Raw genomic sequence first — 10,997 nt, 5'->3', positions numbered from 1 at the left:
CCGCCGGCCCGGGGGCGACCGGCCCGGCGGTCCCCGGCGGGACCCGGGGTCACCCCCCGGAGCGCTTGCCCCCGCCGGCCCCGGCCTTCTTGGCACCCTTCGCGCCCGGCGCCTCCAACCCCAACGCCTCCAGCACGTCCTGCACCCGGGCGATCTCCGCGTTGATGTCCTCCCGGCGCCGGTTGAGCTTCTCCAGCTCCCGGCGGCCCTCCTCGACCTTCTCCCGGGTCTCCCGCTCCGCCCGTTCCATGATCTCCTCGGCCCGCTTCAGCAGCTCCGAGCGCTTCGCCTCGGCCTCCTTCAGCAGGGACTCGGCCTTCTTCACGGCGGCGATCCGCAGCGACCCCGCCTCCGACGCGGCCTCCGAGCGGATCTTCTCCGCCTCCGCCCGCGCCTCCTCGCGCTGCTCCTCGGCGGCCCGCACCAACCGGTCCACCCGCTCGCCGGCCGCCCGGGCCTGCTCCGCCGACTCCCGGCGGGCCCGCTCGTGCAACTCCTCCACCTCGGCCTCGGTCCGGGCCCGCAGTTCCTCGCTGCGCTCCCGGATGGCCGCCGCGTCCCGCCGTGCCTCCTCCAGCAGGGTGTCGGCGTCCCGACGGGCCCGCTCGACCAGCTCCGAGCCCTCCTCCCGGGCCTCGTCCACCAGTCGGGCCGCCTCCGCCCGGGCCGCGCCCACCATGGCGTCGGACTGCTCCTCGGCCGCGGCCGTGGCGCGCAGCGCCTCCTCCTGCGCCCGGTTCACCAGTTCGTCGGCCTGCTCGGCGGCCTCGGCGCGCCGGCGGGAGGCCTCCGAACGGGCGGTCTCACGCAGCTCCTCGGCCTCCCCGCGCGCCTTCTCCAGCGTCTCCTCGGCGGCCTCGCGGGTGCGCTGCGCCTCGGCGATCGCGTCGTTCATCGTCCGCTCGGCGAGGGCGGCGGCGGCCTCCTTCTCCTCCCCGGCCTGCCGTCGCATCCGTGCCACGTCCAGGTCGGCGTCGGCGCGCAGCGCCGCGACCTCGCGCTCGGCCTCCTCGCGCAGCCCGGCCACCGAGTCCCGGATCTCCTGCGCCCGGGTCTCGGCGGAGGACACCAGCGACTCGGCGCGCCGCTCGGCCTCCTCCACCGTCTCGCGCGCCGACGCCAGCAGTTCCTCGCTGCGCCGGTGTGTCTCGGTGCGCTCCCGGTGGGCGGCCTCGCGCGCCTCCTCCAGCAGCCGGTCGCCCTCGCGCCGCAGCCGCTCGGCCTCCTCGCGCGCGGCGGCCAGCGCCTCGTTGGCCTCCCCGGTGGTGCGCTCGGCGGCGGCGTCCGCGTCCGACCGCACCCGGTCGGCGGCCTCGCGGGCCTCCGACCGCACCCGCTCCGCCTCGGCGGCGGCCTCGGCGCGCAGCCGCACCGCCTGCTCGTCGCCCTCGGCGCGCAGCCGGGCCGCGTCCCCGGTCGCCTCCTCGCGCAGCCGCTCGGCCTCGGTCTCGGCCTGCCGGACGAGGGCGCGGACGCGCTCGGCCGCCTCGGTGCGCAGCCGGTCCGCCTCGGCGGCGGCCTCGGTGCGCAGCTTCTCGGCCTCGGCCCTCGCCTCGCCCAGCGCCTCCTCGGCCGCGGTCACCCGCTCCTCGGCCTCGGCGCGCAGCCGCTCCAACTCCTCGACGGCGCCCTCGCGTTCCGCCCGGGCGGCCTCGCGGGCCTCCTCCCGGATCCGCTCGGCCTCCCGCTCCGCCTCCCCGGCCGCCTCCTCCAGCCGCCGGTTGGCCTCCGAGGTCAACTTCTCGGCCTCGGCCCGCGCCTTGCGCAACGCCTCGTCGGCCTGGTTGCGCAGGGCGTTCGCCCGCTCGATCGCCTCGGTGCGCACGCGCTCGCTCTCGGCGCTCGCGGCGTTCCGCGCGCTCTCCGCGTCCTCCTTGGCCTTGGCGAGCAGTTCCTCCGCCCGCTCGGCGGCCTCCTCGATCTGCCGGGTGGCGTCCCGGCGGGCCTCGGCCCGGATCCGCTCGCCCTCGGAGACCGCGTCGGCCCGCAACTGCTCGGCCTCGCCGCGCAGTCGACGGGCCTCCTCCTGCAACTCGACCGTCTTGGCCCGGTAGTCCTTGGTGTCCGCCTGCGCGGAACCCTTCAACTGCTCCGCGACGTCGTGCGCCTCGGCCCGGAGCCGGTCGGCCTCCGCCTCGGCCTCCGTCCGCAGCCGCTCGGCCTCCTCGGCCGCCGCGCGGGTCGTGTCACGGGCCTCCTCGGAGGCCTTGTTGAGCACCTCCTCGGCCCTGCGGGCGGCCTGCGCGAGCTGGTTGGCCGACTCCTCGGCGGCACGGTTGCGCGCCTCCTCCCCGGCCTTGGAGAGCATCTCCTCGACCCGGGCGCGGGCGTCGGCCAACGCCTCCTCGGCCTCGGTCCTGGCCCGCTCCGCCTCGGTCGTGGCCTCCGACACCAGGCGGGCGATCTCCGCCTTGGCCGTGGCGGACCGCTGCTGGTACTGGACCTCGGCGGCGTTCCGGCGCTTCTCCGCCTCCTCGGTCGCCTCCGTCAGGACCCGGTCGGCCTCCTCGCGCGCGCTGCGGTGCGCCGTCTCGGCCTCCTCCAGCCGCTCCTCGGCCTCCCGCAGCGCCCCGGCCGCCAACCGCCGGGCCTCCTCCGCCTCGGCGGTCGCCTCGGCCCGCAGCCGCTCGGCCCGACCGGTGGCCTCCTCGGCCTGTGCTCCCGCCGTCGCCAGCAGCCGCTCGGCCTCGGCCCGGGCCCGGCGCAGCAACTGCTCGGCCTCGTCCCGGGCCGCCCGGGCCTCGGCGGTCATCCGGTGGCGGGTCTCCTCGGCGACCCGCTGCGCCTCCGCCCGGGCCTGGCGGACGGTCTGCTCGGCCTCGGCGCGGGTCTCCTCCATCAGCCGGCGGGCCTGCGCCTCGGTCCGGGCCCGCAGCTGTTCGGCCCAGGCCACGTTCTCGGTGACGTGGTTCTCCACGTTCGCCCGACGCTCGGCCAGCTCGGCGTCCAGTCGCTGCCGGCGGGCGACCGCCTCGGCGTGCAGCTCGGCCTCCAGCCGGCCCCGGCGCTCGGCCTGCTCCTGGAGGATGCGCTGGGTGCGGTCGCGGGCCTCGCGCAACTCGCGCTCGGCGTCCGCGCGCATCTGATCGGCCTGGTGTTGCGCGGTGCGCAACATCTGCTCCACGTGGCCGGTGGGGTCGTAGACGGGGCGCAGCGCCAGAGCGCGCCGCGCCTCGTGCAGCTTGGAGCGCAGGACCTCGATCTGGTAGCCCAGGTCGTCGGCGTGGTCGACGGCCTTGTCGCGCTCCTTCTTCAGCCGCTTCATCTCGGCCTCGAACTGCGAGAGCGCGTCCTCAGCCTCGTTGCGGTCGTAGTCCCGCACGGTGCGGTCCCATCCGTCCCCTGATCGTCGTGGAGCCGGCCCGGCCACCACCGGACGCGACGCGTCGTCGTGGAGGTCGGACCTTCGGCCGAACACGGGAGCCCGGGAAACGACGCCGAACGACGAACCGGGACGACGGAAGGCGTCGCCCGGCGGTCGGCGTTCGGATGTCGGCCCCGTGCCCCGGCCCCGCCACTCTACCGGCCGGCCCGCCCGGCGTCAGTGGCCTCCGGATTCACCCTCCGGAGCGGAAGTGGCGGATGTGACAAGCTCGGTGAGGACCCCGTGACAGTCCTTGGGGTGCAGGAAGGTGATCCGCGAACCCATCGAACCGCGCCGCGGCTCGTCGTAGAGGACCCGCACCCCGCGCCCGCCGATGGTCTCCGCGGCGCCGTCCACGTCGTCGGTCCCGAAGGCGATGTGGTGCACCCCCTCGCCGTTCCTGGCCAGCCACTTCGCGACGGTGGAGTCCTCGCGGGTGGGCTCCAGCAGCTGGATCCACGAGGCACCGCCGTCATCGGTACCGTTGATCCTGAGCATGGCCTCCCGCACGCCCTGCTCCTCGTTGACCTCGGTGTGGAACACCTCGAAGCCGTAGGTGGCCCGGTAGAACTCCACCGTGGCGTCCAGGTCGAAACAGGCGATGCCGATGTGATCGATACGCGTCAACATCTTCCCAGTTCACCCTCCGCTGTCGGGGGTGCGCAACGTGCGCACCATCACATGGCGTGCCCGGTGCCCCGATGACATACCGCTCAGTACATTGGCGTGAACCCTCGTTCACTCCTCATTCGAAGGAGCCGCACCATGACCACCTCCGTGATCGTCGCGGGTGCCCGGACCCCCATGGGACGCCTCATGGGCTCCCTCAAGAGCTTCTCCGGCGCCGACCTGGGCGGCTTCGCCATCAAAGCCGCCCTGGACCGGGCCGGGATCACCGGCGAGCAGGTGCAGTACGTGATCATGGGGCAGGTCCTCCAGGCGGGAGCGGGGCAGATCCCGGCCCGCCAGGCCGCCGTGAAGGCCGGCATCCCCATGAACGTCCCCGCCCTCACCGTCAACAAGGTGTGCCTCTCCGGCCTGGACGCCATCGCCCTGGCGGACCAGCTCATCCGCGCCGGCGAGTTCGACGTGGTGGTCGCCGGCGGCCAGGAGTCCATGACCAACGCCCCGCACCTGCTCCCCGGCTCCCGGGCGGGCCACAAGTACGGCGCGATCCAGATGCTCGACGCCATGGCGCACGACGGGCTCACCGACGCCTTCGACAACGTCGCGATGGGCGAGTCCACCGAGAAGCACAACACCCGCCTGGGCATCGGCCGCGAGGAGCAGGACGCCATCGCGGCCCTCTCCCACCAGCGGGCCGCCGCCGCGCAGAAGAACGGCCTGTTCGAGGCGGAGATCACCCCCGTGGAGATCCCGCAGCGGCGCGGCGAGCCGGTCGTCTTCGCCGAGGACGAGGGCATCCGCGGGGACACCACCCCCGAGTCCCTGGCGAAGCTGCGGCCCGCCTTCGCGAAGGACGGCACCATCACCGCCGGCTCCGCCTCCCAGATCTCCGACGGCGCCGCCGCGGTGGTCGTGATGTCGAAGGCCCGGGCCGAGGAACTGGGCCTGGAGTGGCTGGCCGAGATCGGCGCCCACGGCAACGTCGCGGGCCCCGACAACTCCCTGCAGTCCCAGCCCTCCAACGCCATCGCGCACGCGCTGGGCAAGGAGGGGCTGACCGTCGCCGACCTCGACCTGATCGAGATCAACGAGGCCTTCGCCGCCGTCGCCGTGCAGTCCATGAAGGACCTCGGCGTCCCGCACGAGAAGGTCAACGTCAACGGCGGTGCCATCGCCCTGGGCCACCCCATCGGCATGTCCGGCGCGCGCATCGTGCTGCACCTGGCGCTGGAGCTCAAGCGGCGCGGCGGCGGGGTCGGCGCGGCGGCGCTGTGCGGCGGCGGCGGCCAGGGTGACGCCCTGATCGTCCGGGTCCCCTGACCCCGTCCGACCACGGGGGTCGGCGCGTCCGCGCCGGCCCCCGACGAACGCCGGTCGTCCCGGGACGCAGCGGGGAGGCACGCCCCGGGACGACCGGTTCCACCCGCCCGGTACGGTGAGCCGACCGGGCCCGGACCACCACGGCACGCGCCGCCGCGAGGCGACCGCGCCGCGACGGCACGAGCCGCGCGACAGGCGCGAGACGCGCGACACGACACGGCAGGGAGAGACGGCGACGATGGCGACGGCGGACGTCCCCGAACTGGTGGCGGCGGCCCGACAGGGCCGCCCCCGGGCGGTGGCCCGGTTGATCTCCCTGGTGGAGGGGGCCTCCCCGCAACTGCGCGAGGTGATGGCGGCACTCGCCCCCCACACCGGCAACGCGCACGTCATCGGCCTCACCGGCTCGCCCGGCGTCGGCAAGTCCACCTCCACCTCCGCGCTGGTCACCGCCTACCGGCGGGCCGGCAAACGGGTCGGCGTGCTGGCCGTGGACCCCTCCTCGCCGTTCTCCGGCGGGGCCCTGCTCGGCGACCGGGTGCGGATGGGCGAGCACGCCTCCGACCCCGGTGTCTACATCCGCTCCATGGCCACCCGCGGCCACCTCGGCGGGCTCTCCTGGGCCGCCCCGCAGGCGGTGCGCGTGCTGGACGCCGCCGGCTGCGACGTGGTGCTGGTGGAGACCGTCGGCGTCGGCCAGTCGGAGGTGGAGATCGCCTCGCAGGCGGACACCTCGGTGGTGCTCCTGGCGCCGGGCATGGGCGACGGCATCCAGGCCGCCAAGGCCGGGATCCTGGAGATCGGCGACGTCTTCGTGGTCAACAAGGCCGACCGGGACGGGGCGGACGCCACCGTCCGCGAGCTGAACCACATGCTCGGCCTCGGCGAGGCCCGGGCCCCCGGCGACTGGCGTCCCCCGGTGGTCCGCTCGGTCGCGGCCCGCGGCGAGGGGGTGGAGGACGTGGTCGAGGCGCTGGGGAAACATCTCGCCTGGATGGAGGAGCGCGGCGTGCTCGCCGAGCGCCGCCGGAAGCGGGCCGCGCACGAGGTGGAGACCATCGCCGTCACCGCCCTGCGCGAGCGGATCGGCGATTTGCGCGGGGACCGCCGGCTGGACGCCCTGGCGGGCCGGGTGGCCGCCGGGGAGCTGGACCCGTACGCGGCGGCCGACGAACTGGTCGCCGGCGTCACCGACGCGCCGGGCTGATCCCGGGCGGCCCCCGAGGGGCGACCGCACACCGACGGGGCGGCCGGGAGGGGATTTCCCCCCGGCCGCCCCGTCGCGTTCCCCGACACCCCCCCGTGCGGCCCGTGCGGCCCGTGCGGCCCGGCGGCGCGGTCAGCCGTCGCGCTCCACGTCGAAGACCTCCCCGGACTCCACGTGCACCTTCAGTTCCCACTCGGAGCCGTTGGGGTCCCTCAGCTCCAGGTCCCAGGCCTTCTCGTCCTTCTCCAGCTCCAGCTCCTTCACGCTCGCGCCGGAGTACTCCTCGGCGATCCGGGCGGCTTCGCCGGCCGGGACGGAGGCGTTGGAGAGCAGGCGCCGCTTCTCGCGGACATCGTCATCGTCGTCGTCCCGCTCGTGCTCCAGCACCTCGGTGCCGTCCAGGCTGATCTTCAGCTCGTGCCAGCGGCCGTCGTCACCGGCGACGTCCACCTCCCAGTGACGGCCGTCGGTGTCATCGGTGTCATCGGTGTCGTCCCGCTCGATGTCCACGACGTAGCCCGGGGCGGCGGCCAGGGCGGTCCGCTCCACCTTCCCGACCACGCCGATCCACCCACCGGCACCGGAGCCGGCCGCGTCGTCCGAGCCGCCCGAGCGGCCGGGGCCGCTGCCGGAGGTGTCCCCCCGGTCGTCACCGTTCGCGCCGTCGTCCCCGTTGGAGGTGTCGTCCCGGTCGTCGGGGTCGTCGGAGCCGCCGAGGGGCTGCGAGTTCGACGGTGCGCCGCCGTCACCGCCGGTGATGGAGGCGGTCAGTTCGTCGGCGTGGCTGCCGCGCTCGTTCCCCCCGGTCAGCGCGGCCCCGGCGACGGCCCCGCCGCCGATGACGGCGACGGCGGCGACGGCGGCGACGATCATGTTCCGCTTCATGGTGTTCCTCCCCTGGCCCCGTGGAACCGATCGGCCCCGACGGGTCTCGTGCGGTCGGACGGGTCGCCCCGTTCCGGCGACCCGTCCCTGTCGGACCTTCCCCACCATGGCGGATGCATCCTGAAGGGAACCTGAAACGACCTGAGGATTCCTTCAGGTGTCGGGTGGGAAGCTGGGCGCATGCGCGTGCTGATAGTCGAGGACGAGAAACGCCTGGCGGCCTCCCTGGCCGCCGGGCTCACGGCGGAGGGCTTCGCCGTGGACGCGGTGCACACCGGCACCGACGGCCTGCACCGGGCGATCGAGAACGACTACGACCTGATCATCCTCGACATCATGCTGCCGGGTATGAACGGCTACCGCGTCTGTTCGGCGCTCCGGGCCGCGGGGGACGAGACGCCGGTGCTCATGCTCACCGCCAAGGACGGCGAGTACGACGAGGCCGAGGGGCTGGACACCGGCGCCGACGACTACCTCACCAAACCGTTCTCCTACGTGGTGCTGCTCGCCCGGGTGCGCGCGCTGATGCGGCGCCGCGGCGGCTCCGGCCCCTCCCCCCGGCTGCGGGTGGGGGACCTGGAGATCGACCGGGTCTCCCGCCGGGTGACCCGCGCCGACCGGGAGGTCGCGCTCACCGCCAAGGAGTACGGCGTGCTCGAACACCTCGCCTCCCGGTCGGGGGAGGTCCTCTCCAAGGCCGAGATCCTCGAACACGGCTGGGACTTCGCCTACGACGGCGACCCCAACATCGTCGAGGTGTACATCAGCGCGCTCCGCCGCAAGATCGGGCCCGGCCTGATCCACACCGTGCGCGGAGCCGGTTACCGGATGGCGCCGTGAAGTTCCGCACCACGGTCGGCGCGACCGCCATCGTCGCGCTCGCGCTGCTGGCGGCGAGCGTGATGATGATCCAGACCCTGCGCGACAACCTCATCGAGCAGGTGGACCTCCAGGCGGAGAACGCCGCCCGCAACGTCGCCGTGCAGTTGGCCACCGGCGCGCCCTTCGACGACCTGGACATGGACGCCACCCTCCCGGTCCAGGTGGTGGACCGGGAGGGGCGGGTGCGCGCGGTCAGCGTCGGACTCCAGGGCATCCGGGGCACCGGCACCGACGTGGTCTCGCCGGTCTACTGGGGGCCCGAACCGGAGGAGGAGACCGGGGTCGGGGAACCGGGCGAGGTCGGCAGCCGGGTGCTGCTGCTGGACGGCGCGGCGATGGTCAACGGCGTCGTCGGCGACTACCGCTTCGCCGCCATCGGGGCCGAGACCGTCAACGACGTGGACGTCACCGTCTTCGCCGGGGCGCCGCTGGAGATCGAACGGACCGCCGTCGCCACGGTCCGGTCCTCCCTGATGGTCGGCTTCCCCGCGCTGCTCGCGGTGGTCGCCGGGGTCACCTGGCTGGTCACCTTCTGGTCCCTGCGCCCGGTGGAGGCGATCCGCCGTGAGATGGCCGCGATCACCCGGTCGGAGGACCTGTCGCGGCGGGTGCCGGAGCCGGGGGAGCGGGACGAGATCGGTCGCCTGGCGGTCACCACCAACGAGACGCTGGCGGCCCTGGAGGCGTCGGTGGAGCGGCAGCGCCGCTTCGTGGCCGACGCCTCCCACGAACTGCGCAGCCCCATCGCCTCGCTGCGCACCCAACTGGAGGTGGGCGAGGCCCATCCCGAACTCCTGGACGTGTCCGGGGCGGTGCAGGACACCGTGCGGCTCCAGGGGCTGGCCGCCGACCTCCTGCTGCTCGCCCGGCTCGACGCCGGGGAGGGGCCCGCCCCCGGTGGCACGGCGGAGCCGGCGTCGCTGGCGGCCGAGGAACTGGCCCGGCGCGAGGGACGCGGCCGGGTCCCGGTCACCGCGGCGCGCCTGGAGACGGTGACGGTCGCCGGCTCCGCCGGGCAGTTGGGCCGGGTGATCGGCAACCTGCTGGACAACGCCGACCGGCACGCCGCCGAACGGGTGAGGTTGTCGGTGGGCCGGGACGACACCGGGCACGCCGTGGTCGAGGTCGCCGACGACGGCTCCGGCGTGCCGGAGGAGCAGCGGGAGCGGATCTTCGAGCGGTTCGTGCGGCTGGACGAGGCCCGGGCCCGCGACGACGGCGGTGCCGGGCTGGGCCTGGCCATCGCCCGGGACGTCGCCGAGCGGCACGGCGGCACGCTGACCGTGCACGACGCCCCGGAGGGCGGGGCCCTCTTCCGGCTGCGGCTGCCGGCCGTCGGAGAGGACGCCGACGCCGGGACCACCGCCGGGGGACGCGCCCCGTCGGCCGCCCGGGCCCGCCGGGGCGACGGCTGACCGGTCCGGCGTCGCCTACGGCCTGCCGCGCAGGTCGTGCAGGTGGTCGGCGATCGGCCGCAGCGTCCGGTACAGGCTCTCCAGCTCCGGAGCCGGGATCAGGTCCATGAAGTGCTTGCGGACCGAGGCCACGTGGTGGGGGGCGACCTCCCGCATGGTCTGCCAGCCGTGATCGGTCAGGACCGCGTACAGACCGCGTTTGTCCGAATCGCAGCTCTCCCGTCGGACCAGGCCGGCGCGTTCCATGCGGGTGATCTGGTGGGAGAGCCGGCTCTTGGACTGGAGGGTGGCGGCGGCCAGGTCGCTCATCCGCATCCGTCGGTCCTCGGCCTCGGAGAGGTTCACCAGGATCTCGTAATCGTTCATGGTCAGCCCGAACGGCTGGAGATCCCGCTCCAGCTGGTACGTCAGGAGGCGGCTGACGGCCAGGTGGGTGCGCCAGGCACGCTGCTCGGTCGCGCTCAACCAGGGGGCGCCGTTCTGGGTGTCCATGACCCGACTGTAGCGAGCCCCGGGGACGGAGCCGGTACCCGGCGAACGCCCCGGGGCCGGAACCGGTGCCGCCCGGGGGCGCGCGACGAGCCCCGGGCGCCTCCTGCTCGGAAAGGGCTTCCGGGGCCCCGGCGTCCGGACGCACGCCCGGCGCACGCCGGACCCGCGCCCCGTACCCCGGTCTCCGGGGCCCGGGTGCCGCGACCCCGCCCGGGGAGGCCGGGAGGCGGCCTGCCACAATGGGGGAGGGCTTGTGAACCGATGCACAAGCACGGTGCGCGAGCCCGACCGTCCCGACGTGTCCGCGTCGCGGGCGCCCCGTCCGTTCCCACCGGGAGTCTCCCTTGGACCCGAAGACCGTCTCCGCCCTGCGACGGCTCCGGCTGGTGTCCGCCCCCGAGGCGGTCTCCTTCCTGCTGTTGCTCGTCGCCTCCGTGCTGCGCCGCACCACCGACTTCGACGCCGTTCCCGTGCTCGGCGCGGTGCACGGCATCCTCTTCATCGTCTACGGCCTGTTCTGGCTGGACGCCTGGAACCGCGCCCGCTGGTCCCTCGGCACCGCCGCCTGGTACATGGCGATGGCCGTCGTGCCCACCGGCGGGTTCTTCGCCGAGCGCCGCCTGCGCCGCGAGGAGCGCGGGGAGACCGCCCCCGCCGGCGAGCCGGCCGGGGAGACCGCTCCCGCCGGACGCCCGGACACCGTCGGCGCCTGACACCCGGCCGATTCGCCCCGGCCCCGCCCCGACCGCCCCGTCGAGCCCCGCTCGGCGGGGCGGTCGCGTGTCCGCTCCCGGCCCGACCCCGT

9 protein-coding genes are annotated in these 10,997 nt (G+C 75.0%); 5 read left to right on the top strand and 4 right to left on the bottom strand.

The features are described from left to right. Nucleotides 1–49 precede the first annotated feature (49 nt). Both FOE67_RS06720 and mce read right to left on the bottom strand, forming a co-directional pair. Nucleotides 50–3,322, bottom strand: a complete 3,273-nt coding sequence (locus FOE67_RS06720; RefSeq protein ID WP_182661456.1) for a polarized growth protein Scy-related protein — start codon at nt 3,320–3,322, stop codon at nt 50–52. A 219-nt stretch (nt 3,323–3,541) separates the two neighbouring features. Further along, complete coding sequence (mce, locus tag FOE67_RS06715; RefSeq protein WP_182661454.1) at nt 3,542–3,994, bottom strand: methylmalonyl-CoA epimerase; 453 nt, start codon at nt 3,992–3,994, stop codon at nt 3,542–3,544. A 135-nt stretch (nt 3,995–4,129) separates the two neighbouring features. On the opposite strand from mce, the gene FOE67_RS06710 reads away from it, so the two are divergent. Then, nucleotides 4,130–5,311 carry an acetyl-CoA C-acetyltransferase gene (locus FOE67_RS06710; protein ID WP_182661452.1) on the top strand — a complete coding sequence of 394 codons (1,182 nt, stop codon included), beginning with the start codon at nt 4,130–4,132 and terminating at the stop codon, nt 5,309–5,311. Between the two features lie 238 nt (nt 5,312–5,549). Next, complete coding sequence (gene meaB / locus FOE67_RS06705; RefSeq protein WP_182661450.1) at nt 5,550–6,518, top strand: methylmalonyl Co-A mutase-associated GTPase MeaB; 969 nt, start codon at nt 5,550–5,552, stop codon at nt 6,516–6,518. A 132-nt stretch (nt 6,519–6,650) separates the two neighbouring features. Here the strand turns inward: meaB and FOE67_RS06700 are convergent, their stop codons facing one another. Continuing rightward, a complete protein-coding gene (locus tag FOE67_RS06700) occupies nt 6,651–7,403 on the bottom strand; it encodes a PepSY domain-containing protein (RefSeq protein WP_182661448.1) in 753 nt (250 codons plus the stop codon). Nucleotides 7,404–7,583: 180 nt separating this feature from the next. Here FOE67_RS06700 and FOE67_RS06695 point away from each other — a divergent pair, with 180 nt between their 5' ends. Both FOE67_RS06695 and FOE67_RS06690 read left to right on the top strand, forming a co-directional pair. Next, on the top strand, nt 7,584–8,243 hold the full coding sequence (locus FOE67_RS06695) for a response regulator transcription factor (RefSeq protein WP_182661446.1): 660 nt from the start codon (nt 7,584–7,586) through the stop codon (nt 8,241–8,243). Further along, complete coding sequence (locus tag FOE67_RS06690) at nt 8,240–9,700, top strand: sensor histidine kinase (protein WP_323384375.1); 1,461 nt, start codon at nt 8,240–8,242, stop codon at nt 9,698–9,700. The genes FOE67_RS06695 and FOE67_RS06690 overlap by 4 nt, the downstream gene beginning before the upstream one ends. A 15-nt stretch (nt 9,701–9,715) precedes the next feature. On the opposite strand, the gene FOE67_RS06685 is transcribed toward FOE67_RS06690, so the two are convergent. Further along, nucleotides 9,716–10,192, bottom strand: a complete 477-nt coding sequence (locus tag FOE67_RS06685) for a MarR family winged helix-turn-helix transcriptional regulator (protein WP_182661444.1) — start codon at nt 10,190–10,192, stop codon at nt 9,716–9,718. A gap of 344 nt (nt 10,193–10,536) precedes the next feature. Here FOE67_RS06685 and FOE67_RS06680 point away from each other — a divergent pair, with 344 nt between their 5' ends. Continuing rightward, complete coding sequence (locus FOE67_RS06680) at nt 10,537–10,905, top strand: DUF3817 domain-containing protein (protein ID WP_182661441.1); 369 nt, start codon at nt 10,537–10,539, stop codon at nt 10,903–10,905. Nucleotides 10,906–10,997 lie beyond the last annotated feature (92 nt).

This window comes from Streptomyces calidiresistens (genome assembly GCF_014141525.1).
Classification (GTDB): domain Bacteria; phylum Actinomycetota; class Actinomycetes; order Streptomycetales; family Streptomycetaceae; genus Streptomyces; species Streptomyces calidiresistens.
This window is presented reverse-complemented; position numbering and strand designations above follow the sequence as displayed.

Coding starts and splice junctions, on each gene's coding strand:
- mce (WP_182661454.1), bottom strand. CDS start 3,994: ATGTTGACGCGTATCGATCACATCGGCATCGCCTGTTTCGACCTGGAC.
- FOE67_RS06710 (WP_182661452.1), top strand. CDS start 4,130: ATGACCACCTCCGTGATCGTCGCGGGTGCCCGGACCCCCATGGGACGC.
- meaB (WP_182661450.1), top strand. CDS start 5,550: ATGGCGACGGCGGACGTCCCCGAACTGGTGGCGGCGGCCCGACAGGGC.
- FOE67_RS06700 (WP_182661448.1), bottom strand. CDS start 7,403: ATGAAGCGGAACATGATCGTCGCCGCCGTCGCCGCCGTCGCCGTCATC.
- FOE67_RS06695 (WP_182661446.1), top strand. CDS start 7,584: ATGCGCGTGCTGATAGTCGAGGACGAGAAACGCCTGGCGGCCTCCCTG.
- FOE67_RS06685 (WP_182661444.1), bottom strand. CDS start 10,192: ATGGACACCCAGAACGGCGCCCCCTGGTTGAGCGCGACCGAGCAGCGT.